The organism is Streptomyces sp. NBC_00252 (assembly GCF_036187565.1).
Lineage (GTDB): Bacteria > Actinomycetota > Actinomycetes > Streptomycetales > Streptomycetaceae > Streptomyces.
Window position 1 is genome coordinate 6,209,868 of the sequence record NZ_CP108087.1, and the last position, 24,978, is coordinate 6,234,845.

19 protein-coding genes and 1 other RNA gene are annotated in these 24,978 nt (G+C 69.5%); 12 read left to right on the forward strand and 8 right to left on the reverse strand.

Annotation, left to right across the window (positions count from 1 at the left end):
• Positions 1-23 precede the first annotated feature (23 nt).
• The 3 genes from OHT77_RS27460 (at position 24) to OHT77_RS27470 (ending at position 3,467) form a co-directional block, all read left to right on the forward strand.
• A complete protein-coding gene (locus OHT77_RS27460; RefSeq protein ID WP_328831090.1) occupies positions 24-1,262 on the forward strand; it encodes a serine/threonine-protein kinase in 1,239 nt (412 codons plus the stop codon).
• 163 nt (positions 1,263-1,425) lie between these two features.
• Positions 1,426-2,532, forward strand: a complete 1,107-nt coding sequence (prfB, locus tag OHT77_RS27465; RefSeq protein ID WP_328831092.1) for a peptide chain release factor 2 — start codon at positions 1,426-1,428, stop codon at positions 2,530-2,532.
• 326 nt (positions 2,533-2,858) lie between these two features.
• Positions 2,859-3,467, forward strand: coding sequence for a hypothetical protein (locus OHT77_RS27470; RefSeq protein ID WP_328831093.1), 609 nt, complete (start codon positions 2,859-2,861; stop codon positions 3,465-3,467).
• Positions 3,468-3,562: 95 nt separating this feature from the next.
• Here OHT77_RS27470 and OHT77_RS27475 read toward each other — a convergent pair whose 3' ends face one another.
• On the reverse strand, positions 3,563-3,757 hold the full coding sequence (locus tag OHT77_RS27475; RefSeq protein ID WP_033286715.1) for a hypothetical protein: 195 nt from the start codon (positions 3,755-3,757) through the stop codon (positions 3,563-3,565).
• A gap of 251 nt (positions 3,758-4,008) precedes the next feature.
• Here OHT77_RS27475 and ftsE point away from each other — a divergent pair, with 251 nt between their 5' ends.
• From ftsE to ssrA, 5 genes are all read left to right on the forward strand, one after another.
• Positions 4,009-4,698, forward strand: a complete 690-nt coding sequence (gene ftsE / locus OHT77_RS27480; RefSeq protein WP_033286714.1) for a cell division ATP-binding protein FtsE — start codon at positions 4,009-4,011, stop codon at positions 4,696-4,698.
• A 55-nt stretch (positions 4,699-4,753) separates the two neighbouring features.
• On the forward strand, positions 4,754-5,671 hold the full coding sequence (gene ftsX / locus OHT77_RS27485) for a permease-like cell division protein FtsX (protein ID WP_328831094.1): 918 nt from the start codon (positions 4,754-4,756) through the stop codon (positions 5,669-5,671).
• A 67-nt stretch (positions 5,672-5,738) separates the two neighbouring features.
• Positions 5,739-6,923, forward strand: a complete 1,185-nt coding sequence (locus OHT77_RS27490) for a S41 family peptidase (RefSeq protein ID WP_328831096.1) — start codon at positions 5,739-5,741, stop codon at positions 6,921-6,923.
• 80 nt (positions 6,924-7,003) lie between these two features.
• The gene (gene smpB / locus OHT77_RS27495) at positions 7,004-7,552 is read left to right on the forward strand and encodes an SsrA-binding protein SmpB (protein WP_033286711.1); all 549 of its coding nucleotides are present in this window, start codon (positions 7,004-7,006) and stop codon (positions 7,550-7,552) included.
• A gap of 123 nt (positions 7,553-7,675) precedes the next feature.
• Positions 7,676-8,063: a transfer-messenger RNA gene (ssrA, locus tag OHT77_RS27500) on the forward strand.
• Between the two features lie 51 nt (positions 8,064-8,114).
• Here ssrA and OHT77_RS27505 read toward each other — a convergent pair.
• The 7 genes from OHT77_RS27505 to OHT77_RS27535 form a co-directional block, all read right to left on the reverse strand.
• Positions 8,115-11,039 carry a glycoside hydrolase family 3 protein gene (locus OHT77_RS27505; RefSeq protein WP_328831097.1) on the reverse strand — a complete coding sequence of 975 codons (2,925 nt, stop codon included), beginning with the start codon at positions 11,037-11,039 and terminating at the stop codon, positions 8,115-8,117.
• 44 nt (positions 11,040-11,083) lie between these two features.
• Positions 11,084-12,094, reverse strand: coding sequence for a LacI family DNA-binding transcriptional regulator (locus tag OHT77_RS27510; protein WP_328831098.1), 1,011 nt, complete (start codon positions 12,092-12,094; stop codon positions 11,084-11,086).
• A complete protein-coding gene (gene yicI, locus OHT77_RS27515; RefSeq protein ID WP_443048137.1) occupies positions 12,094-14,367 on the reverse strand; it encodes an alpha-xylosidase in 2,274 nt (757 codons plus the stop codon). The genes OHT77_RS27510 and yicI overlap by 1 nt, the downstream gene beginning before the upstream one ends.
• Before the next feature lie 15 nt (positions 14,368-14,382).
• Positions 14,383-15,207, reverse strand: a complete 825-nt coding sequence (locus tag OHT77_RS27520) for a carbohydrate ABC transporter permease (protein WP_328831099.1) — start codon at positions 15,205-15,207, stop codon at positions 14,383-14,385.
• Positions 15,204-16,163: a carbohydrate ABC transporter permease gene (locus tag OHT77_RS27525; protein ID WP_328831100.1), complete on the reverse strand. Its 960-nt coding sequence runs from the start codon at positions 16,161-16,163 to the stop codon at positions 15,204-15,206. The genes OHT77_RS27520 and OHT77_RS27525 overlap by 4 nt, the downstream gene beginning before the upstream one ends.
• Complete coding sequence (locus OHT77_RS27530) at positions 16,160-17,455, reverse strand: ABC transporter substrate-binding protein (protein WP_328831101.1); 1,296 nt, start codon at positions 17,453-17,455, stop codon at positions 16,160-16,162. The genes OHT77_RS27525 and OHT77_RS27530 overlap by 4 nt, the downstream gene beginning before the upstream one ends.
• Before the next feature lie 169 nt (positions 17,456-17,624).
• Positions 17,625-18,827: an MFS transporter gene (locus OHT77_RS27535; RefSeq protein ID WP_328831102.1), complete on the reverse strand. Its 1,203-nt coding sequence runs from the start codon at positions 18,825-18,827 to the stop codon at positions 17,625-17,627.
• An 83-nt stretch (positions 18,828-18,910) separates the two neighbouring features.
• Between OHT77_RS27535 and OHT77_RS27540 the strand changes: the two genes are divergently transcribed.
• The 4 genes from OHT77_RS27540 (at position 18,911) to OHT77_RS27555 (ending at position 24,890) form a co-directional block, all read left to right on the forward strand.
• Positions 18,911-19,882 carry a LysR family transcriptional regulator gene (locus OHT77_RS27540; protein ID WP_328831103.1) on the forward strand — a complete coding sequence of 324 codons (972 nt, stop codon included), beginning with the start codon at positions 18,911-18,913 and terminating at the stop codon, positions 19,880-19,882.
• A gap of 258 nt (positions 19,883-20,140) precedes the next feature.
• Positions 20,141-21,118 (forward strand): hypothetical protein, encoded by a 978-nt coding sequence (locus OHT77_RS27545; protein ID WP_328831104.1) that lies wholly within the window; start codon positions 20,141-20,143, stop codon positions 21,116-21,118.
• Between the two features lie 371 nt (positions 21,119-21,489).
• A complete protein-coding gene (locus OHT77_RS27550; protein ID WP_328831105.1) occupies positions 21,490-23,613 on the forward strand; it encodes a glycosyltransferase in 2,124 nt (707 codons plus the stop codon).
• Positions 23,610-24,890: an acyltransferase family protein gene (locus OHT77_RS27555; RefSeq protein WP_328831106.1), complete on the forward strand. Its 1,281-nt coding sequence runs from the start codon at positions 23,610-23,612 to the stop codon at positions 24,888-24,890. Before OHT77_RS27550 ends, OHT77_RS27555 begins: the two co-directional genes overlap by 4 nt.
• Positions 24,891-24,978 lie beyond the last annotated feature (88 nt).

Consider the following 24,978-nt stretch of genomic DNA (forward strand, 5'->3'; position numbering starts at 1 on the left):
CACACGCGTCGGTAGGAGCAGTCTTGGCACGGAAGATCGGCAGCCGGTACACCGCCAACCAGATCCTGGGGCGGGGCAGCGCCGGCACGGTGTGGCTGGGTGAGGGTCCCGAGGGGCCCGTCGCCGTCAAGCTGCTGCGCGAGGACCTCGCGTCCGACCAGGAGCTCGTCGGCCGCTTCGTGCAGGAGCGCACGGCCCTGCTCGGCCTGGAGCACCCGAACATCGTGTCCGTACGGGACCTCGTGGTCGACGGCAACGACCTCGCGCTCGTCATGGACCTGGTCCGGGGCACGGATCTGCGCACCCGCCTCGACCGGGAACGCCGGCTCTCCCCGGAGGCCGCCGTCGCGATCGTCGCCGACATCGCGGACGGGCTCGCCGCGGCCCACGCGGCCGGCGTCGTCCACCGTGACGTCAAACCGGAGAACGTCCTCCTCGACATGCAGGGCCCGCTCGGCCCCGGCGGCGCGCACCCCGCCCTGCTGACGGACTTCGGGGTCGCCAAGCTCATCGACTCCCCGCGCCGCACCCGCGCCACGAAGATCATCGGCACGCCCGACTACCTCGCCCCCGAGATCGTCGAGGGACTGCCCCCTCGGGCCGCCGTCGACATCTACGCCCTGGCGACGGTCCTGTACGAACTCCTCGCCGGATTCACGCCGTTCGGGGGCGGTCACCCCGGTGCGGTGCTACGACGGCACGTCACCGAGACCGTCGTACCGCTGCCCGGGATCCCCGACGAGCTGTGGCAGCTGATGGTCCAGTGCCTGGCCAAGGCCCCCGCCTCCCGCCTGCGCGCCTCCGAACTCGCCGCCCGCCTCCGCGAACAGCTCCCCCTGCTGGCCGGGATGCCCCCGCTGGACGTCGACGAGCCCGACACCGAGCAGGAGGAGGCGGAGCAGGAGGAGGCGCCGGCGGCCGCGCCCGCGCGCAGCGAGCGGGTACGACGCGGCGCCGTCCCCCTCGTACCGGGCGCCAAGCCCGCCGACTCCAACCGCGACACCCACACGTCGATGCGGGTCCCGGCCCCCGACGAACTGGCGGGCGGCCCCCTCGGCACGGCCCGCGCGCCCCGCCCCGCGGGCGCCCCACGCCCCGGCTCCGCCCGGCACCGCGCCACCACCCGGCGCCGGCGGCTGACGCTGGCGGCGGCGGGAGTGGTGCTGGTGGCCGCGGTCGGCGTCGGCACCTGGGCGGCGACGTCCGGCGACTCCAGCGGCGACCAGCCGGACACGAAGAACTCGGCACCGGCTTCGCCGTAAGGGTTCTTCGGCACTTCCCAGCCCACCGAGACGGGTGGTGGGTGGGCAAGGGTCCGGGGGTCCGGGGGCGGAGCCCCCGGGGACGACTGCCCCGGTGCCGGGGGAACGGAGCCCGGGTTCAGGCCCGGCGCTGCCCGCTTGGCGGAGCCGTTACGCTGGAGGCGTGGCAGTCGTCGATGTATCCGAAGAGCTCAAGTCCCTCTCCTCGACCATGGAGTCGATCGAGGCCGTCCTGGACCTGGACACGCTGAGGGCGGAAGTCGTCGTCCTTGAGGAGCAGGCGGCAGCGCCCTCCCTGTGGGACGACCCGGAGGCGGCGCAGAAGGTCACCAGCAAGCTGAGCCACCTCCAGGCCGAGATCCGCAAGACCGAGGCCCTCCGCGGCCGGATCGACGACCTCTCGGTCCTCTTCGAGATGGCCGAGGAGGAGGACGACCCGGACACCCGCGCCGAGGCGGAGAACGAACTGGCCGCCGTCAAGAAGGCGCTGGACGAGATGGAGGTCCGCACCCTCCTCTCCGGCGAGTACGACTCCCGCGAGGCCGTCGTCACCATCCGCGCCGAGGCCGGCGGCGTCGACGCCTCCGACTTCGCGGAGAAGCTCCAGCGCATGTACCTCCGCTGGGCCGAGCGCCACGGCTACAAGACGGAGCTCTACGAGACGTCGTACGCCGAAGAGGCCGGCATCAAGTCGACCACCTTCGCCGTGCACGTGCCGTACGCCTACGGCACGCTCTCCGTCGAGCAGGGCACCCACCGCCTCGTCCGGATCTCGCCCTTCGACAACCAGGGCCGCCGCCAGACCTCGTTCGCCGGCGTCGAGATCCTCCCGGTGGTCGAGCAGACCGACCACATCGAGATCGACGAGTCCGAGCTGCGCGTCGACGTGTACCGCTCCTCCGGCCCCGGCGGCCAGGGCGTCAATACCACCGACTCCGCGGTGCGTCTGACCCACCTCCCCACCGGCATCGTCGTCTCCTGCCAGAACGAGCGCTCCCAGATCCAGAACAAGGCCAGCGCGATGAACGTGCTCCAGGCCAAGCTGCTGGAGCGCCGCCGCCAGGAGGAGCAGGCCCGGATGGACGCCCTCAAGGGCGACGGCGGCAACTCCTGGGGCAACCAGATGCGTTCGTACGTCCTGCACCCGTACCAGATGGTCAAGGACCTGCGTACGGAGTTCGAGGTCGGCAACCCCGAGGCCGTGTTCAACGGCGAGATCGACGGCTTCCTCGAGGCCGGAATTCGCTGGCGCAAGCAGCAGGAGAAGTAGTCCCGCGCACGGTTCGCCCGTGACTTTGTCGACAAGGCAACTGCCGTCCACCGGGCGGTAGTTGCCTTTCGCGTTAACCGGATGTCTGGGTTTTACATCACACTCACAGGTTCCATCTCCCAGCAAAGAACCCTTAGGTGGACATTGCGCTCGCAACGGCCTTGACGTTGCTGTGAAAACTGGGAAGGGTGAAGCTCGGCATGCGTGTCTCCGGGGCGCATGTGAACCGGGGGAGCAGAGCTTTCGCCAGCCGCCACCCCCCGTCGATCACGGTTCCGGACATCGACGCACCACACTGACGACGAGCTACTGGGGGTAGCAGACTGATGACCAAGAAGACGCGGATCCGTGTCGCACGCATAGCGGCCGGCGCGATCATCGCCGGCGGTGCCTCGCTGACCGCCGCGGGTGCCGCCTCGGCGCTCGACCTGGGCGTGAACGTGAGCGTCACCGCCGACGACGGGGACACCCCCGGCGACGGGACCGACTCCCCGACCCCGACCGACAGCGGCCTCCCGACCGCCCCGAACTCGCCGACCAGCGAGCCCCCGAGCTCCGAGCCGCCGTCCTCGCAGCCGCCCACCTCGACGCCTCCCAGCGACGAGCCGACCGAGCCCACCGGCAACCCCACCGAGCCGACGGACGGCCCCACCGACAGCCCGACGGACGGCAGCACCAGCGGCTCCGGCTCCGGCTCCACCGGCGGCAACAACAACGACCCCGACGGCGGCTCCTCCGCCCAGGAGGCGGGCACCTCCGCGCTCACCGACACCGGTTCCGACACCACGGCCCAGGGCAGCGGCGGTGAGCTCGCCGAGACCGGTGCGGGCCAGACCGCGTTCCTGCTGATCGGCGCCGCGACGATGATCGCCGGCGGCATCGCCTTCCGCGTGCTCCCGCGCCTCGCGGGCAACCGCGGCGGCACGGTCGCCTGACGGTAGCCGTCCCCGTACGGACCGTACGCACGTCGTACGACGAAGGGCCCGGAGCATCGGCTCCGGGCCCTTCGTGCGTGCTCTTGATGTGTGGCTCAGGCGGTCTGGTGCGCCACCAGTGCCAGCGCCGCGATCAGTACCGCGAGCAGGGCGATCAGCGCCATGGGGTTCAGATTCCCCCACGGGTTGTTCTCCTGCTGCAGCCGCTCGCGGTTCGCGCGGCAGACGGGACAGCGGCCCTCGTTCACGGGCGCCGCGCAGTTCGCGCACACCAACCGGTCGTACGTCATGCGCTCGCCCTCCTTGCACCGGCTTCCACGGACACAACGCCCAGGGAAACTAGAACGTTCCCCCTCCACTGTGCCAGGTTCCGCGGGATTCGGCGCGGCCCGCCTTATCCTGCCCCGACCCTGTGCGTTCCAGCCCTTCAAATCCGCGACAAAACGTGCAAGCCTCGCGCAACCCCGGACGCCGACTGCGCGGGCACACCCGGGTCGCGTATGGTCACGCTCACCTACCCCCGGCTACCCGTGGTGCACCCGTGATCCGATTCGACAATGTCTCCAAGGTCTACCCCAAGCAGACCCGCCCCGCTCTCAGGGACGTCTCCCTGGAAGTGGAGAAGGGCGAGTTCGTGTTCCTCGTCGGGTCCTCCGGCTCCGGAAAGTCCACCTTCCTGAGGCTGGTCCTCCGCGAGGAGCGGTGCAGCCAGGGCCAGGTGCACGTGCTGGGCAAGGACCTCGCCCGCATCTCCAACTGGAAGGTGCCGCAGATGCGCCGCCAGCTGGGGACCGTCTTCCAGGACTTCCGCCTGCTGCCCAACAAGACGGTCGCCGAGAACGTGGCCTTCGCGCAGGAGGTCATCGGCAAGTCCAAGGGCGAGATCCGCAAGTCCGTGCCCCAGGTGCTCGACCTCGTCGGGCTCGGCGGCAAGGAGGACCGGATGCCGGGCGAGCTGTCCGGTGGTGAGCAGCAGCGCGTGGCCATCGCGAGAGCCTTCGTGAACCGCCCCAAGCTCCTCATCGCCGACGAGCCCACCGGCAACCTCGACCCGCAGACCTCCGTCGGCATCATGAAGCTCCTCGACCGGATCAACCGGACGGGCACCACCGTGGTGATGGCGACGCACGACCAGAACATCGTGGACCAGATGCGCAAGCGCGTCATCGAGCTGGAGAAGGGCCGCCTCGTCCGTGACCAGGCACGCGGCGTCTACGGCTACCAGCACTGACCGCCGGCCGACCGCCGTCTGATGTCCGTCCACGGAAAGGCCTGAAGAAGCCGCCATGCGCGCCCAGTTCGTACTCTCCGAGATCGGTGTCGGTCTCCGTCGCAACCTGACGATGACCTTCGCGGTCGTCGTCTCCGTAGCCCTGTCCCTGGCCCTCTTCGGCGGCTCGCTCCTGATGAGCGATCAGGTGACCACGATGAAGGGCTACTGGTACGACAAGGTCAACGTCTCGATCTTCCTCTGCAACAAGAGCGACGCCGAGTCCGACCCCAACTGCGCCAAGGGCGCGGTGACCGACGACCAGAAGAAGCAGATCCAGTCCGACCTCGGCAAGATGTCGGTCGTCGAGAAGGTCACGTACGAGTCGCAGGACGAGGCGTACAAGCACTACAAGCAGCAGTTCGGCGACTCCCCGCTGGCCAGTTCGCTGACGCCGGACCAGATGCAGGAGTCGTACCGCATCAAGCTCAAGGACCCGGAGAAGTACCAGGTCATCGCGACCGCCTTCGACGGCCGTGACGGCGTCCAGTCGGTGCAGGACCAGAAGGGCATCCTGGACAACCTCTTCGGCCTCCTGAACGGCATGAACTGGGCGGCCCGCGCGGTCATGGCCCTCATGCTGGTCGTCGCCCTGATGCTGATCGTCAACACCGTGCGCGTCTCGGCGTTCAGCCGCCGCCGCGAGACCGGCATCATGCGCCTGGTCGGCGCCTCCGGCTTCTACATCCAGGCCCCGTTCATCATGGAGGCCGCGGTCGCCGGCCTCATCGGCGGCACGGTCGCCTGCGGATTCCTGGTCGTCGCCCGGTACTTCATCATCGACCACGGCCTCGACCTCTCCCACAAGCTGAATCTGATCAACTTCATCGGCTGGGACGCCGTGTTGACGAAGCTTCCGCTGATCCTCGCGACGAGCCTCCTGATGCCTGCGCTGGCAGCGTTTTTCGCGCTGCGCAAGTACCTCAAGGTGTGACACATGCCAAGAGGGCCGTACGGGCAACCGCCCGTGCGGCCCTTCGCGTTGTCCTAGACTCACCGCCATGTCAGGTCGTGACCTGTTCTGTCAGCCCCGCCGCATTCGCCGCGGGGCCGCCCTGACATTGGTGTTCGCGAGCGTGCTGGTCGCCGGGGCGGCGGCCGGATCGTTCGACGAACCCGGGGCGGCCGACCGGAAATCGGCCTCCGGTACGGCGGGTTCGGCGCCGATGGGGCGTACCGAAGAGGTCGCGAAGGCCGCCGCCGAGGCCAAGGCGGACGGCAAGTCGCCCATGGAGGCCGCCGAGCGGGCCGTCAGCCGCAGCGGGGACCGGTGGGGCGCCGTGTACTCCCAGGGGGAGTACGAGGAGTTCGAGGAGGCCCTCGACGGCCAGTACACCGGCGTCGGGCTCTGGGCCCGGCGCGAGCGGGACGGCCGGATCGAGGTGACCCGTGTGCAGTCCGGGTCGCCCGCCGCCGTCGCGGGCGTCCGCAGGGGCGACCGGCTGCGCAGCGTCGACGGCGAGAACGTCGACGGCAGGCCCGTCACCGAGGTCGTCTCCTTACTACGGGGCGACGCCCAGGACGCCGCCGCCGGCACCGCCGTCACCCTCGGCCTGGAGCGCGGCACGCACGCGTGGCGGGAGACCGTGCGGCGCGCCCGCCTCTCCACCGACTCGGTGAGCGTCCGCAGGCTCACGGGCGATGTCACCGTCATCAAGATCGCCGCGTTCACCAAGGGCGTCGGCGACCTCGTCCGCACCGCCGTACGGCAGGCCCCCGCCGACTCCTCGTTCATCCTCGACCTGCGCGGCAACTCCGGCGGCCTGGTCACCGAGGCCGTCACCACCGCCTCCGCGTTCCTCGACGGCGGCCTCGTCGCCACGTACGACGTCGACGGCCGGCAGCGCGCCCTGCACGCGACCGCGGGCGGCGACACCACCAGACCGCTGGTCGCGCTGGTCGACGGCGGCACGATGAGTGCGGCCGAGATGCTCACCGGCGCCCTCCAGGACCGCGGCCGCGCGGTCGTCGTGGGCTCCAGGACCTTCGGCAAGGGCTCGGTCCAGATGCCGAGCAAACTCCCCGACGGCGTCGTCGCCGAACTGACCGTCGGCCACTACCGCACCCCCTCCGGCCGCACCGTCGACGGCCGGGGCATCACCCCCGACCTCGACGTCACCGCCCAGGGACAGGCCGCCGTGGAGCGCGCCGAGACGGTGTTGAGCGGCCTCGGGGACGCTTCCTAGCCGCCTTTCGGCGCCCTGGGTAATCGCCTTTCCCTCGGACCCCCTGGTAGTGCGAAAATGGCAGCACTATGAGCAAGGGAATGTACGTACCCAAGGAGTCCCAGCCCAAGCAGGGCGGTGGGGCCGCCGGCGGCAAGGCCAGGGACGGCGAGAAGGGCGGCAAGCGCAAGATCGTCGCCCAGAACAAGAAGGCCCGGCACGACTACGCGATCATCGACACCTACGAGGCCGGGCTCGTGCTCTCCGGCACCGAGGTCAAGTCGCTGCGTGAGGGCCGGACCTCGCTGACCGACGGCTTCGTCCAGATCGACGGGGGCGAGGCGTGGCTGCACAACGCCCACATCCCCGAGTACCACCAGGGCACCTGGACCAACCACTCGGTGCGCCGCAAGCGCAAGCTGCTCCTGCACCGCGAGGAGATCGACAAGCTGGAGGCCAAGACCCAGGAGACGGGTCACACGATCGTGCCCCTGGCCCTGTACTTCAGCAACGGCCGGGCGAAGGCCGAGATCGCCCTCGCCCGAGGCAAGAAGGAGTACGACAAGCGGCAGACCCTGCGCGAGAAGCAGGACCGCCGGGAGTCGGACCGCGCGATCGCGGCGGCCAAGCGCAAGCAGCGCGGCGAGTAGCGGTCCTTCGTGCGGGCCGTCGCCGGGAATACGGTGGCCTCGGCGCGCGTTGGTCACGTACGATGGCAACAGCACCCCACAGCGGGTGCGCATCCCTCTCCGGAGGGCTTGAAAAAACAACATGGGGATGATCGGTTTCGACAGCGGCTGTCGAAGCAGGTGAAGCGTGTCGAGGAAGCGGCAATGATCTCGTAAACCATATGTCGCAACCAATAATCGCCAATTCCAAGAGCGATTCCCAGTCCTTCGCCCTCGCTGCCTAATAACAGCGACTGAAGGACCCTAAAAGGGTGTCAGCCCGGGAGTGTTCCCGACCCGGACCCTGGCATAATCTAGGGAACTAAACCATCGAGCCCGGTCACGGGGTTCGATGGGAAATCAAACAGTGACTGGGCCCGTCGGCGACTTGTTCGCGTGATCGCCGGGGCCGAGAAAATCACAGCGAACTGCACACGGAGAAGCCCTGCTTCTGCACCGGTGGACGCGGGTTCGATTCCCGCCATCTCCACTCATCCCATGTGGGTAAAGCCCCCGCTGCTTCGGCAGCGGGGGCTTTTTCCTGTCACCGGACGGCGAAGGTGGCCATGCGCAGCCCGTCACTCAGGACCAGATACACGTCCGTCCGTCCCTTCGCCGCACCCGCGAGGTCGGCGGTCACCGTCTCGTAGTCGTACGACGATCCCGTCCCGCCCGTGTGTGCCGTACCGACGAGCCTGCCGGTCGGAGAACCCAGCCGGACCTCGACCGTGCCGGCGCCCGTGCTCGCCACCCGGGCCGTGAACGTCCGTGCCCCCGTGCCCCATTGCGCGTCCGCGAACTTCAGCCACGCCCCGTCCGCGGCCGCGCCCACCGCAGTGCCGCGCGCCTTGGACTCGTCCACGAGGTGAATGCCGGAGTAGTCGTCGAAGTTCTCGGCGCGGGTCGTCCGGGCCAGGTTCCGGGGCGGGATGGTCTCGCCGTGGACGCGCCAGGTCGTCCGGGCGCGGATGTCCGCCGACGACGCTCCGGCCAGGACGTCGTACGTGCCGCTTTCCACCGTCCATGTCGAGCGGGTGACATCCCAGTGGGCGAGGTCTTTCCGCTGGACTTTCAAATGGACTTTCTTTGTCTCGCCCGGTTTCAGTGAGACCCGTTGGAAGGCCTTCAATTGTTTCAGGGGTTCTTTGTCGCGGGATGTCCGCTGGTGTGTGTAGAGCTGTACGACCTCGTCGCCCGACCGGGTGCCGGTGTTCGTCACCGGGAGTTCGTAGCCGCCGGCGACGGCTTTCAGGGTGCCGTAGCGGAAGGTCGTGTACGAGAGGCCGTAGCCGAAGGGGTAGAGCGGGGTGCCCCGGAAGTACTGATAAGTACGGTCGGACTTGATGATGTCGTAGTCGAGGATCGACGGGAGGTCCGACTCCGAGCGGTACCAGGTCTGGCTGAGGCGGCCGGACGGGTTCACGTCGCCGTAGAGGACGTCCGCCAGCGCGTTGCCCGTCTCCTGGCCCGCGTGGGAGGTCCAGAGGAGGGCGGGAACCTCCTTCTGCAGGGCGCCGAGTGTAGTCGGGTAGCTGTTCTCGACCACGACCACCGTCTTCGGGTTGGCCGCGCGGACCGCCTTGACCAGGGCATCCTGGCTCGGGGCGAGGGACAGGTCGGTGCGGTCGTGGGCCTCGCGGCCGTTGATCGACGGCATGGAGCCGATGACGACGACCGCCGTGCCCTTGCCCCTGACCGCCGCCACCGCGTCGGCGACGCCGCTGCGGACGACGTCCTTCGCGTAGTGGGCGGCCTGGTCCTTCGACACCAGGCCCAGAGTGCCGTTCGCGTCGGACGGGCCGAGGTAGAGGGGGTTCGACCACCAGGACTCCGACGTCTCGTAGCCCGCGTACTTCAGCAAGTACGTGCCGTCGTCCTGCTGTTCCAGCCTGAACTGCTGCTGTACGTACCAACCGTTGGGCTGCGTCTGGTCGTTGACGAAGTTCGACCAGTTGTAGCCGACGTACTTCCCGTTGGCGGCCGAGCGCAGGGTGACGATGCCGGAGCCCCAGTCGAAGGCGTCGAACTGGGCTGCCGTCGTGGGGGTGTTGGCGGTCTCCTGCAAGGGTGCGCCGGTGTCGCCGGTGCCTGCCGTGACGTACTTGCCGGTCGTCGTGTCGCGCAGCGCGATGCGGTCGACGCCCTCGCTGGTCGTGACGCCGGTGCCGAGCTTCGTGGCGATGCCCTGCGCGGGGGTGACCGCGTAGGGGAGCGTGCCCGAGTACCAGTCCGTGTAGAGGGTGTCGGCGAGCGGGCCGACGACGGCGACGTCCTTGCCCGAACTCCTCAGCGGCAGCGCCCCGTTGTTCTTCAGCAGGACCGTGCCCTCGGCCGCCGCCTTGCGCGCCAGCCGCTGGTGCGCGGGACTGTTGATGACGGACGCGTCGATCGAGCCGTATCTGCCGCCGCCCGGGTCGAACTCACCGAGCCGGACGCGGACGGAGAGGATGTCCGACACCGCCTTGTCCACGTCCGAGACCTTCAACAAGCCTTGTTGCAAGGCCGAGTTGATCGCCGCCGTCGTCGGGCCGGGGTCGGCGCTGTTGTCCGTGAAGCTGTCCACCCCGGCCTTCAGCGCGGCCGCGTCGCCTTCCGTGACGCTCGGGTAGTACTGCTGCGGGGTGACGAGGTTGCCGGGGGCGAAGGCGTCGGTGACGTTGAGCAGGCTCTGGTCGGTCCACTTCCGCACGACGTCGTTCAGGTCCGGATTCACCGTGCTGGGGCGGCCGTTGACGAGGTTGTACGACGTCATCACGCCCGTGGCCGCGTCCGCCTCGATCGCCGGTCTGAACGCGGCCTCGTCGTACTCCTTCTCCACCCGGGGGCGGAGATCGGAGGACGTGGTCGCGCGGTCGACCTCGTTGTTGTAGCCGAGGTAGTGCTTGAGGGTGGGGGCCGTCTTGAGGTGGTCCGGGTCGCCGCCGGTCAGGCCCTCGCCGTAGGCCGTCGAGAGGGCGCCGGTGAGTTCCGGGTCCTCGCTGTAGCCCTCCTCGTTGCGGCCCCAGCGCGGGTCGCGGAGGAGGTTGACCACCGGGGCCCAGAGGTTCAACCCCCAGCCGTCCGGGCGCTGTTGCTGGAAGCCGCGGGCCTCGTCGCCGACCGCCGAGCCGACCTGCCGCATCAGCGCCGGGTCCCAGGTCGAGGCGAGTCCGACGGCCTGCGGGAAGACGGTGGCCTTGCCGAGCCAGGCGACGCCGTGCAGGGCCTCGGTGCCGGTGCGGAAGGACTGGATGCCGAGGCGCGGGATCGCGGGCTCGTACTGGTGGAGAAGGGAGATCTTCTCGTCGAGGGTCAGCCGGCCGAGCAGGTCGTCGACGCGCCGGCTCACGGGGAGGGTCGGGTCGCGGAAGGGGTACGGGGTGTCGGCCGTCGCCGGGACCGTCGCTCCCAGGCCGGCGATCAGGGCGAAGGCGACGACGAGCGTGGTGCTGTGTCTTCTGGTGCTGTGTCTTCTTCTCGTGCCTTTCATGTCGCGGCTCCTTCACATAGGGCCTTGCACCAACGGTGGTGATCTCAGGGCGCGTTGCGCGGTGCCGTGCTCGCGCGCTCCATCAGCCGGGGCGCCAGCAGGGTCGCGTCGGGCACGGCCTCGCCGTCCAGCTTCTTCATCAGCAACTCGACGGCCCTGGAACCGAGTTCGGCGGTGGGCAGCGCGACGGACGTGACCGGGACCCGTACCGACTCGGCGAGCTCGTCGGGGCAGATCGCGGTGATCGACAGATCCCCGGGAACCCGCAGCCCGAGCTGCTCGAAGGCGTCGACGAGGGGTTCCACAAGGGGTTCGTTGTGGACGACCACCCCGGTCAACGCGGGCTGTTCCCGCAGCAGTTGCTCCGCTACGGCCACGGCGGCGCCCGGTGCCGCCTCGCAGGGGTGGACGGAGGAGGAGAGGCCGTTGCGGTCGGCGGCGGCCGTGAAACCCTGAACGACCCGCTGGGCGAAGGCGGTTCCGCGGACGTACACCTCGGGCGGCGATCCGACGAGGGCGACGACCCGGTGCCCAAGGCCCGCGAGCCGTTCCACGCACAGCTCACCCGCCGCCTTGAAGTCGAGGTCGATGCAGGTCAGTCCGTCCGCCTCGGCGGGGAAGCCGATCATCACCGACGGCCGGTCCAGGGACCGCAGCAACGGCAGCCGGGGATCGTCGAGTTGGACGTCCATCACGATCATCGCGTCGACGAGTGCCGTGTCCGCGACCCGGCGCAGGCCCTCCTCGCCCTCCTCCTGGGTGAGCAGCAGGACGTCGTGGTCGTGGCGGCGGGCGGTGGTCACCACGGACACCGCGAACTGCATGACGACCGGGACATGGATGCCGGTCCGTAAGGGGATCACCAGGGCCAGCACGTTCGACCGGCTGCTGGCCAGGGCGCGGGCACCGGCGTGCGGCCGGTAGCCCAGCTCGCGGATGGACGCCTCGACGCGCAGCCGGGTCTCCTCGGAGATCGGCCGCTTGCCGCTCAGGGCGTACGACACGGTGCTCGGGGAGACGCCGGCGTGCCGGGCCACGTCCGTGATCTTCACCATCAGCCCAGCTCCAGGGTGAGGAACCCGCTGCCCGACCGCGTCCTGTCCCCGGCGGCCAGCGCCCACGACAGGGTGGGATCGCTGCAGGACGCCCGGAGCGTGTCCCCCTCCCGTACGACGGTGAAGGTCACCTCGCCGACCGACACCGTCACCTGCGCGCCCCGCCCCAGGTCGTAGGCCCGCAGGGTGACGCCGTCGGCGTGGTCGTAGTCCGGCCGGTCGGCCACCGCGCCCACCGGGATCACCGCGCCCGGCCGCACCATCAGGGGCACGCTGTCGAAGCCGTGCCGCTCGCGCACCCAGCGCGGTCCGGTGACCGTGCGGCCGGTGAGGTAGTGGGTCCAGGTGCCCTCGGGGACGTAGTACGAGACGTCGCCGTCGTCGCTGAAGACGGGCGCGACCAGCAGATCGCTCCCGAGCATGTACTGCCGTTCCAGGTGCGCGCACCCGGGGTCGTCCGGGAACTCCAGGACCATCGCCCGCATCATCGGGACGCCCTCGGCGGAGGCGGTGCGCGCGGTCTCGTAGAGGTACGGCATGAGGCTCAGCTTCAGGCGGGTGAACTGCCGCAGCACGTCGACGGATTCCTCGTCGAAGAGCCACGGGACGCGGTACGACGAGCTGCCGTGCAGGCGGCTGTGGGAGGACAACAGGCCGAAGGCCAGCCAGCGTTTGAAGAGGGCGGGGGTCGGGGTGCCCTCGAAGCCGCCGATGTCGTGGCTCCAGTAGCCGAACCCGGACAGGCCCAGCGAGAGGCCGCCGCGCAGGGACTCGGCCATCGACTCGTACGTCGCCTCGCAGTCGCCGCCCCAGTGAACGGGGTACTTCTGGCTGCCCGTTGTGGCCGAGCGGGCGAAGACGACCGCCTCGCCCTCGCCCCGGTGTTTGCGCAGGACGTCGAAGACGGTGCGGTTGTAGAGGTAGGTGTAGTAGTTGTGCATCCGCTCGGGGTCCGCGCCGTCCGCGTAGGCGACGTCGACGGGGACCCGCTCGCCGAAGTCGGTCTTGAAGCAGTCGACACCCTGCGCGAGGAGCGCCTCCAGCTTTCCGGCGTACCAGTCACGGGCGGCCGGACTGGTGAAGTCGACCAGGGCCATGCCCGGTTGCCACAGATCCCACTGCCACACGCTGCCGTCAGGCCGGCGGAGGAGATGTCCGAGCGCCTTGCCCTCGGCGAAGAGAGGGGAGCGCTGCGCGATGTACGGGTTGATCCAGACGCAGATGTGCAGGCCGCGTTCCTTGAGCCTGGCGAGCATGCCCTCCGGGTCGGGGAAGACCCTCGGGTCCCACTCGAAGTCGCACCAGTTGAACTCGCGCATCCAGAAGCAGTCGAAGTGGAAGACGGACAGCGGGAGTTCGCGCTCCCGCATGCCCTCGATGAACGACGTCACCGTCTCCTCGTCGTACGAGGTGGTGAACGACGTGGACAGCCACAGCCCGAACGACCAGGCGGGCGGGAGCGCGGGGCGGCCGGTGAGGGCGGAGTACTTGCGGAGGATGTCCTTCGGGGTCGGGCCGTAGATGACGTAGTACGTCAACTGCTGGCTCTCCACGCTGAACTGCACCCGGGACACGGCCTCCGAGCCGACCTCGAAGGAGACCCGGCCGGGGTGGTCGACGAAGACGCCGTAGCCCGCGTCGGTGAGGTAGAAGGGGATGTTCTTGTAGGCCTGCTCGGTGGCGGTGCCGCCGTCGGCGTTCCACATGTCGACGACCTGGCCGTTCTTGACGAGCGGGCCGAAGCGCTCGCCAAGTCCGTAGACGGACGTGCCCACTTGGAGCCCGAGCTGCTCGCGGAGGTAGTGGGCGCCGGTCGCGTCGCGCATGATGCCCATGCCCTTGGGGCCGCTGCCGGTGAGGACCCGGCCGTGCGCGAGGAAGTCGACGTGCCAGGGGCCGGTGCGGGCGACCTGGACGGAGAGCGCGCCGGAGGTGAGGGTCGCGTGCTCGTCGTCGTAGGACGTCTGGACTCCGCTGTGCCGTTCTGGGGGACATCCCCCAGACCCCCGGACCTCGCTGTGCACGTCGAACCGGGGGCCGCGCGGCTGTTCGCCCTCGAAGTGGGTGAAGGTGACGCCGATGACGTCGGGCAGCGGGGCGTGGGCGCTGATCGTCACGACCGGTCCCTTCAGCAGGTCGCCGCGGTGGCGGATCGGCATGGTCGGCGCGTGGATCTCCAACGCGCCTTCCGGGGCGGTGACATCGAGGACCTCGACCGGGTGGGCGGCGGTGACGCCCTCGCGCAGCAGCCAGTAGCCGTCGGTGAACTTCATGTGGGGGTCCCCTTACTACTTGACGGCACCCACGGCGATGCCGCGCGTGAGGGTCCGCTGGAAGACGAGGAAGAAGACGATGGCGGGCAACACACCCAGCAGGGCGGCCGCGTTGGTCATCGTGGCGTCCATCAGGCGCTGGCCCTGGAGGACGCCGAGGGCCACCGACACGGTCTGGTTGTCGTTGGAGATCAGCATGACCAGGGGGAGCAGGAACTCGTTCCAGGTCCAGATGAAGAAGAAGACCAGCAGCACGCCGATCGTGGGGCGGCTGACGGGGACCACGATCCGCCACAGCACCTGCCACTTGGTGGCGCCGTCGATCCGGGCGGCCTCGATGATCTCGCGGGGGAACTGGCCGAGCACGGACGAGAGGAGATACGTGCCGAACGCCGCCTGGATCACCGTGAAGACGATGATGACGCTCAACCTCGTGTCGTACAGGCCGACTTGCTTGCTCAGGTAGTAGAGCGGGTAGACCAGCGCCTCCTGCGGCAGCATGTTGGCGAGGACGAAGAACGCCAGCACCCAGGTGCGGCCCTTGATCCGGCCGATGCCGATCGCGTACGCGTTGAGGACGGACAGGACGGCCGCCAGGACGGCCACCGAGCCGCTGATCACCGCCGAGTTGACGAGTTTCTGCCCGAAGTCGACGCGCTGCCAGAAGTCCTTGAGGCCGTCCAGGTAGAGGCCCTGGGGGAGGCTCAGGGGGCCGTGTTCGGAGTACTCGGCCGGTGACTTCACGGCGTTGACCAGGACGATCAGGAACGGCACGACCATGAAGAGGGCCGCGATGCACAGGGCGATCAGGACCGGGTAGCGGCGCAGGGCGGTCGTCATGCGCGGTCACCTTCCTCCGCGCGGGTCTGGAGTTTCAGGAAGGCGAGCGAGAGCACCAGGATGATCACCGTCAACACCGTTGATATCGCGGCTCCGTAGCCGACCTGGGTCTTCTCGAAGAACGTGGTGAAGGAGAAGTAGGACGGCACGTCGGTCGCGCCGCCGGGTCCGCCCTTCGTGAGGACGTACACCGCGCCGAACACCTTGAGCGCGGCGATCGTGCACCACGTGAGGACGACGTAGATCTCCGGGCGGATCTGCGGCAGCGTGATGTGCCAGAAGCGGCGCCACCAGCCCGCGCCGTCCAGCTCGGCCGCCTCGTACAGCTGGGGGTCGACGCGTTGCAGCCCGGCCATGAACACCACGAGCGGGAAGCCGAGTTGGACCCAGACCATGACGCCCATGACGCTGTAGAGCGCGATGTCCGGATCGCCCAGCCAGTCCTGCTGCCAGGAGCCCAACCCCAAGGCTTTCAAGAGGGCGTTGAGGGAGCCGTTGTCGGGGGCGAGGATCCAGCTCCAGACGATGCCGGCGACCGCGATCGGCAGTACCTGGGGGAGGTAGAAGCAGGCGCGGAGGATCGCGGCGACACGGGTGCCGAAGTGCTTGGCGACGTAGTCGAACAGGGCGGCGGCCAGGACGAGTCCGACGACCGTCGGTACGGCCGCCATCGCCACGACCATGAACAGGCTGTGCCGGAACGACGCCCAGAACTCCGAATCGTCCAGCAGATCACGGTAGTTGGCGAGGCCCGTCCACTTCGGGTCGCCGACACCCTGCCAACTCGTGAAGCTCACGGCCGTGTTCATCAGGAACGGGACGACGATCACGGCCAGGGCCGCGAGGGCGCCGGGGAGCAGGAACAGGGCGTAGGAGTTGCGCGGGCGACGGGCCGGGTGCCGCGCGGCGTCACGCTGGTCGAGCACCCGGCCGTCCTTCTCGGCGGTGACCGTCATGTCGACGGGACGCCCTTGTCGTACGCCTTCTGCAGGTTGCTCAGATAGGCGTCCGGCTTCTCGCTGTTCGTGATCAGCTTCTGGGTCTCGGAGACGAGGACGTCGTAGAAGCCGGGGACCGGCCAGTCCGGGTAGAAGGCGAGGCCGTCGCGGGCGGAGACGGTGTTGAAGTTGGCGATCAGCTGCTTCGACTTGGGGTCGGTGATCGCCGAGGTGTCGGCCGCGACCGGGATGCCGCCCTTGTTGCCCATCAGGTTCTGGATCTTCTTCGACAGGGTGATGTCGATGAAGTCGTAGGCGAGTTGCTTGTTCTTGGCGCCCTTGGGGACGACCCAGATGTTGCCGCCGGAGCCGAGGGTGAGGTTCGAGCCGGGCCACAGCGTCGTGTCCCAGTCGAACTTGGCCTCCGTCTGGAAGCGGCCGTACCACCAGCTGCCGGAGAACAGGATCGGGGCCTTGCCCTGGATCCAGGAGACTCCGGCGTCCTCGGCCTTGGTGCCGCTGGAGGTCTTGGCGATGTAGCCCTTCTTGACCCAGTCGGCGAAGGTGGTCGCCGCGTACGTCCAGGCCGGGTCGTGGAAGTCCGTCTTGCCCTTGTACAGCTCGTACTTGTCGACCCAGGCGCGGTCCGCCTTCGACAGGGCGAGCTGGTACAGGTACTGCTGGGCGACGTACTCGGCGCCGGCGTTGGCGAGGGGGGTGACGCCCTTCGCCTTGAACTCGCCCAGTGCGGTGGTCAGTTCGTCGAACGTCTTCGGTTCGGCGATCTTGTACTTCTTGAAGAGGGCCTTGTTGTAGTAGACCATCGTGTACTCGCCGTAGTCGGTGACGCCGTACCACTTGCCGGAGCCCATCACTCCGTCGGTGTTGTAGACGTCCGTCGTGCCCACGCTCGACGGGATCTTCTTGTCCCAGCCGCGTTTCGTCGCCTCGGCGGTGAGGTCGGTGAGCAGGCCCTGTTTCGAGAGCAGGCCCGCCGTCGCGTTGCCCTTGTTGTACTCCATGATGTCCGGGGCGTCGGAGGAGTTCAGGACCATCGGGGCGGTCTTCTGGATCTGCTCGAAGCCCTTCTCCTCGAACTTCACCTTCACGCCCGGGTGTTGGGCCTCGAACTCCTTGATCGCCTCGTTCCACGCGACGCCCATCGCGCTGTCGGGGCCCTCGTAGTGCCAGAGCTTGAGGGTCTTGCCGTCCGAAGAGCCGTTGTCCGAACTGCCGCCGCAGGAGGTGAGGAGCAGGGATCCGGTGAGGATCAGTGCGGCTGTCGTTGCTCGCCGGTGTGTCGTCAGCATCCAGTGCCTCCAGGGGGGATCGGAGGGAGTCGAATCGATTCGACGAGGTCTGTCGAAGCGCTTCGATGGAGGAAGGTATGTAGGGGCTGTGGGGGCGTCAATGGGTTGGGCGGAGATTGGCGCAAGCGGTTCGATGGGGTTGTGGGTCGCGCCCCTGGGTGGGTTGCCCTCAAGGGGTTGGGTTGCGGGCGCCCGCAAGGAGGGCTGTGGTTGCTGCCGCGACCGGTAGCCAGAAGGCTGTCGTCGGTGAGGTGTGGTCCGTTGTCCAGCCCGCTGTCGCGGAGCCGCAGGCGATTCCCGTCAGCAAGCCCGTCACCGCCAGGCTCATGGACTCGTTCAACCGGCCTTCCGGGGCGCGCTGTTGGAGCAGGGTCATCGCCGTGACCATCGTCGGGGCCGTCGCCGTGCCGGCCAGGAGCAGGGCGACCGCCAGTGCCGGCAGGGAGTCGAACGTGCTCGCCGCCAGCAGGGGGAGGGACATCGCGATGCTCATCGCCAACAGGCACCGCTGTATGAGGCGTTCAGCGGAGCCCCTCGGTTTCAGCCTGCCGTACAGCAGGCCCGCCGTGCAGGAACCGGCTGCCTGGAGCGCCAACACCGCGCCGCCCACTGCCTGGTGACCGGTCGCGTCCGTGTACGCGAGCGTGGCGACCTCCATCGAACCGAACACCGCGCCGGTCGCCAGAAACCCGGCGAGGAGAGCGGGGACGCCGGGGGCGCGGAGGGGCGAACTGCCCTTTGGCGTCGGGCTCGGTGGGGGCTCCGTCTTGCGCTGGGCCGTGAAGATCAGGATGCCGGTCAGGAGCAGCACCGCCCCCGTCAACGTGCCCGCCTCCGGGAAGAGCGTGCCGCAGAGCAGGGTCGCCAGGACCGGGCCCAGCATGAAGCACAGTTCGTCGGCCGCCTGCTCGAAGGAGTTCGCCGTGTGGAGGGAGTCCGGGTCGTCGGCCAGGAGGTGAGCCCAGCGGGCGCGGGACATGCCGCCGGTGTTGGGGGTGGTCGCGGTGGCGGCGTAGGCGGCGAACAGGGTCCAGTCGGGGGCGTCGTAGTGCACGCAGAGGATCAGGGACAGGGAGCCGAGGACCGCGACTGCCGTTGCCGGTATCGCTGTTCGGGACTGGCCGTGGCGGTCGGTCAGCCTCGCCGTCCAGGGGCCCGCCAGCGCTGTCGCCGCCAGGCCGGTTGCCGTGACGGCGCCTGCCAGGGCGTACGAACCCCTTGAACCGGCGATCATCACGACCGCGCTCACGCTCAACATGCCCGCGGGGAGGCGGGCGATGAGGTTTCCGGCGGTGAAGGCCCGGGTGCCGGGGAGGGTGAAGAGGTGGCGGTAGGTGGGGTGGGGGCGGCCGGTGGTGGGCGGTTGTGGCATGCCGTAACCGTCGCCCGGAGTGGATCACCGGGTCCAACACCTGGTCCGCGTCGATTCACGCACCCTCGTTGTAGGTTCGCCGGATGCCAGACTCCCTCGAACCCCGGCTTCTGCGCGCCTTTCTCGCCGTGGCCGAAGAGCTGCACTTCACCCGGGCCGCCGCCCGCCTCTACGTCGCCCAGCAGGCGCTCAGTCGTGATGTGCGGCGGTTGGAGCGGGAGTTGGGGGTGGAGTTGTTCGTGCGGAGCACTCGGCAGGTGGCGCTCACGGCGGACGGTGAGCGGTTGGTGCCGTATGCGCGGCGGGTGCTCGGCGCGCAGGAGGAGTTGCTCGCCGCGTTTCGGGGAGCGGGGGCTCGGCCTCTTCTCGTCGATCTGAATACGCCGGGGTTGGGGACCGGGCGGCGGGTGTTGCAACGTGCTCGTGAACTCGTCCCGGAGCAGGAGCTGATGGTCCGGTACGAGAGTGGACTGGGCGGTGCGGCGGGGGAGTTGATCGCCGGGCGGCTCGATGTGTCGTTCGGGCGGTTCGGTGGGCTGGAGGCGGGGGTGCGGGCCGGGCTCAGGCATCAGTTGGTGCGGTACGAGCCGATGGCGGTCGTGCTGCCCGAGGGGCATCGGCTGGCCGCGCTCGACGAGGTGCCCCTGGCCGCGCTCGCGGGGGAGGTCGTGTACGCCGGTGCCGGGAATCCCCGTACGCCGGAGTGGACGGATCTCGCGCGCCGACTGTTCGAGGGACGCGGGATCTCGGTCGCGCCGCCCGCGCCCATGGCCGTAGGCGAAGAGGAGTTCGAACGGGTCATGGCGAGGACGGGGACGCCGATTCTCGCCGTGGTGGATTTTCCGGCCACGCCCCGGACCGTGGTGCGGCCACTGGTGGACCCGGTGCCGTTGTCCGCCGTGTCGCTCGTGTGGCGAAAGGGGCTGGTGCACACCGGATTCGATGCGCTTAGACGTGCTGCGGCGGAGATCGGCAACGCGTGCGGCTGGCTGCGTCGGCCGGTTAACGGATGGATTCCAGCCATCGACGTGGACATGCTAAAAAGGAGAAATTGACGCATCCCGCCACATGAAGAGGTCGCCGTGCGCTACCTTCAGGGCCTGAGCACGGTGTGGTAAGGGGGGCGCGCGGACCGGGTGGGGGCCTGGTTCGGCGGCGTGTGCTCAGGGTCGTTTGCGCACCCGGAACAGTCCCGTGGGGGGATGTGCGTGCGCATGGAAAAGTGGCGAGAAGACGCCCAACCGGAATGGCCCCAAGCTGCATCCGCGACCAGAGAAGTACCGGTCATAGGTGGAGAGGCCCAAGGGGTTCCGGTGACTGGAGCAACTGGAGCGAGTGGAGGATCAGAGGTCCTGGAGGGCGGCCGTCATGCCGCCAAGGACGGGCCGCGAACGGCGAAGGATCGTCCTCGTACGGCGAAGGACGGTCCCCGTATACGGACCGGGTGGCCCGAGCCGCCCGCCGGCCGGCAGATGTCCGGCGCGGGTGCCGGGATACTCGCCGATCCCTGGGGCGCTTCCGCGGCGTCCGCCGCGTTGGCGGGGACCGCGTCCGCCGCGGCCGACCCCGACGAAGTGACCGTCCAGCTCGACGGGACCGCCCCGCAGGCGGACTCCGGTGGCAGGGGCGGTGCCGGTGCGGGCCAGGAGGGTTCCGACGGGCCCGTGTTCGTCGACGAGTCCGGCCGTCGCAGCCGTAGGTACCGCAGGATCGGTATGGCCATCGGCATCGCGTGCGCGGTCTACGCCGTCGTCATCGTCATCACGCTGCTGTCCGGGAGTTCGGACGCGCCGTGGCTGCCGGTGCCGGGGCAGAAGGACGACGCGCCCGCGGGCAAGGTCGACACCTCGCCGCTGCCCGCCGAGTCGGGCCACCCGTCCGGGGCCGGTGACAGTGTCGCGCCCGGCAACATCCCGACGGCGAGCGACGGTACGACGCCCTCGCCCGGCGCGAGTGTCAGCGGTTCGGCCGGCGCGTCCGCCAAGCCCGGTGCCAAGGCGAGCACCTCCGCGTCGCCGCGGCCGTCCACCAGCAGGAGCGCCTCGACGCCGGGCGGCGGGAGCGCGAGCAACCCGGTCGTACAGCCTTCGCTGCCGGTCTCGTCCTCGCCCGATCCGACGACGGTGCCCAGTTCGAGCCCGCCGTCCGAGCCGTCATCGACCCCGAGCCCGACGGCGGGCACCGGCACGGTGGCCGACGCCCCGAGCAGCCCGTCGCCCGTGGCGCAGGGGCCGGCCGCGCCGTCCGAACAGGCACCGGCCCCGTCCAAGACCCCGGAGCACATCGTCTGATGGCATCGCACAACCGCCGCCCCAAGGCCACGAACCCGGCCCCGGGCGGCCGTCACGGAGCAACTCCGGCTGCCACGAACGGAGTTGGCGCACACGCCGCACGCCCGGGTGGGGGCGGGGTGCCTGTCCCGCCGCCGGGCGGGGACGGGGCGTATCCCCGGTCCCCGGCCGGAGCCGGGGCACCCGCCTCACCCGTGAGCGGAGGAGGCGGGGCGCACGCCGCACGCCCGGGCGGAGGTGGGGCACACAGCTCGCACCCGGGCGGAGCGGGGGAGCGCGCCTCACGTCCGAGTGGGCCCGAGGCGCGCGCCCCGCGCCCGAAACGAGGTGCGGCGCGCACCCCGCGCGCTCCTCGACGGCGCCGCCTGTCCATGCGGTTCCTGCTGCCGATGCTGCTCCTCGTCGCCCTGCTGGCGATGCTGATGCTGCGCGGCTACGTCCACAGCGAGATCCTCGCCGACCACCGCATCCGCCCCGAGGCCGCGACCAACAAGGTCCCGGACAAGATCCTCGACGGCGGCCCGGTCATCGACACCCGCAGCGGCCGTACGACCAGCCTGAACGTGCCGAACCACGACATCGTCCTGACCTTCGACGACGGCCCCGACCCGACCTGGACGCCCAAGGTCCTGGACGTGCTGAAGAAGCACCACGCGCACGCCGTCTTCTTCGTCACCGGCACCATGACCTCGCGCTACCCGGACCTGGTCAAACGCATCGTCGACGAGGGCAACGAGGTCGGTGTGCACACCTTCAGCCACCCCGACCTCTCCTTCCAGTCCAAGAAGCGCATCGACTGGGAGCTGTCCCAGACCCAGCTGGCGATCACCGGCGCGGCCGGCATCCGGACCTCGCTGTTCCGGCCGCCGTACTCGTCGTCCGCCGACGCGATGGACAACCTGTCCTGGCCGGTGACCCAGTACATCGGCACCCGCGGCTACATCACCGTCGTCAACAACACGGACAGCGAGGACTGGCAGAAGCCCGGCGTCGCGAAGATCATCAGCAACGCCACCCCGCGCGCGGGCAAGGGCGCGATCGTCCTCATGCACGACTCCGGCGGCGACCGGCACCAGACCGTGCAGGCGCTCGACAAGTTCCTGCCGGAGATGCAGGCCAAGGGCTACACGTTCGACAACCTCACCGAGGCGCTCGGCGCGGGCAGCGCGCTCACCCCGGTGACCGGCGTCGACCTGTGGAAGGGCAAGGCGTGGATCTTCCTGGTCCAGGCCTCGGACAGCATCATGGACGTCCTGGTGGTCGGCCTCGCCATCACCGGCTCGCTCGTCATCGCCCGCTTCGCGATGATGCTGCTGCTCTCCGCGATCCACGCCCGCCGGGTGCGCCGCAAGGGCTTCGCCTGGGGGCCACCGGTCACCGAACCGGTCACGGTGCTCGTGCCGGCGTACAACGAGGCCAAGTGCATCGAGAACACGGTCCGTTCACTCATGCTGAGCGAGCATCCGGTCGAGGTGATCGTCGTCGACGACGGCTCGGCCGACGGCACGGCGAGAATCGTCGAGGCGATGAACCTGCCGAACGTGCGGGTCGTACGCCAGGTCAACGCGGGCAAGCCCGCCGCGCTCAACCGCGGTCTGGCGAACGCCAGTCACGACCTCATCGTCATGATGGACGGCGACACGGTCTTCGAACCGGCCACTGTGCGCGAGCTGGTGCAGCCCTTCGGCGACCCGCGCGTCGGCGCGGTCGCGGGCAACGCCAAGGTCGGCAACCGCGATTCCCTCATCGGCGCCTGGCAGCACATCGAGTACGTGATGGGCTTCAACCTCGACCGCCGGATGTACGACATCCTGCGCTGCATGCCCACCATCCCGGGCGCGGTCGGGGCGTTCCGGCGCAGCGCGCTGGAGCGGGTCGGCGGCATGAGCGACGACACCCTCGCCGAGGACACCGACATCACGATGGCGATGCACCGCGACGGCTGGCGCGTGGTCTACGCCGAGAAGGCGCGGGCCTGGACCGAGGCACCGGAGACGGTCCAGCAGCTCTGGTCGCAGCGCTACCGCTGGTCGTACGGCACGATGCAGGCGATCTGGAAGCACCGGGGCGCCCTGCTCGACCGGGGCCCGTCCGGCCGCTTCGGCAGGGTGGGCCTCCCGCTGGTGGCCCTCTTCATGGTGGTCGCCCCCATCCTGGCCCCGCTGATCGACGTGTTCCTGCTCTACGGCCTGGTGTTCGGCCCGACGGAGAAGACGTTCCTCGCCTGGCTGGGCGTCCTCGCGATCCAGGCGTTCTGCGCGGCGTACGCCTTCCGCCTCGACCGCGAGCGCATGACCCACCTGGTCTCGCTGCCCCTGCAGCAGATCCTCTACCGCCAACTCATGTACGTCGTCCTGCTCCAGTCCTGGATCACCGCACTCACCGGAGGCCGCCTGCGCTGGCAGAAGCTGCGGCGGACCGGGGTCGTGGAGGCGCCGGGCGGACCGGTGCCGGCCCAGCGCGGCAGCCGTAGCGACCGGAGGTCGGTGGCATGACACACGGATACACGACCGGGACGAACCAGGGGCCGGGGTCCGGTCCCGAGTCGACGCCGGCGTACGGGATTCCCCAACAGCGCGCGCAGGAACCGGAGTCCGCGCCCGCGCCGGCGAAGGCCAAGGGGGGCGGCGGCCGGGACCGCTACCTGGACCTCCTCCGCTCGATCGCCCTCGTCCGCGTGGTGGTCTACCACCTCTTCGGCTGGGCGTGGCTGTCGGTGCTGTTCCCGTCGATGGGCGTGATGTTCGCGCTGGCGGGGTCCCTGATGGCGCGCTCCCTGAACCGTCCCTCGCTCGGTGTGATCAGGGGCCGGCTGCGCCGACTGCTGCCCCCGCTCTGGGCGTTCGGCGCGGTGGTGCTGGTGATGATGTTCGGGATGGGCTGGAACCCGCTCAAGGACCCCGACATGGGCGGCACTTGGTGGGGTGCGGCGAAGATCCTCGACTACATCGTGCCGGTCGGCGCACCGCCGTATCCCGAGCATCTGGGGTCGGAGTCGGGCCTGTTGGAGAGCTCGTGGGCGGACCAGGCGGCGGGCCCGCTCTGGTACCTGCGGGCGTACCTGTGGTTCGTGATCGCGTCACCGTTGCTCCTGTGGGCGTTCCGCAGGATCCCCTGGGCGACGCTCCTCGCCCCCTTGGCCCTGACGGCGGTCGTGGGCACGGGCCTGGTGACGATCCCCGGCGAGACGGGCAACGCGGTCTCCGACTTCGCGGTGTACGGCGGCTGCTGGGTCCTCGGCTTCGCCCACCACGAGGGCGTACTGAAGCAGGTCCCGCGCTACCTCGCGGTGTCCGGCGCGACCCTGATCATGGGCTTCGGCCTGTGGTGGGCCTCAGGTCATCTCGGCCCCGACGGCTGGGACCTGAACGACATCCCGCTCGCCCAGGCGACCTGGTCCTTCGGCATCGTGGTGATCCTGCTCCAGTACGCCCCGTCCTGGCAGACACTGCCGGGCCGGCTGGCCCGCTGGGACAAGCTGGTCACCCTCTCCAACAACCGCGCCGTCACGATCTACCTGTGGCACAACCTCCTCATCATGGCCACGGTCCCGATCATCGACCAGCTCTACAACCTCCCCTTCATGGAGAGCGACGCGGCAACGTCCTTCCTCGACAAGGCGGACACGTTCCTGATGTTCCTGATGATCTGGCCGCTGATCGCGGTGGCGATCCTCGCCTTCGGATGGATCGAGGACATCGCCGCGAAGCGGAGGCCGAGGCTGTGGCCCAACGGGGTCAGTGGTGGGGGGAGTCGGCGGAGGGGGGCTTGAGGGGTGGGCGGCCTCAACTCCCGCCCGCCGCCTCCCACCTCACCGCCCTCCATCCCCGCTCGTGAGAGCAACGTTCCCTTGTGGTGAC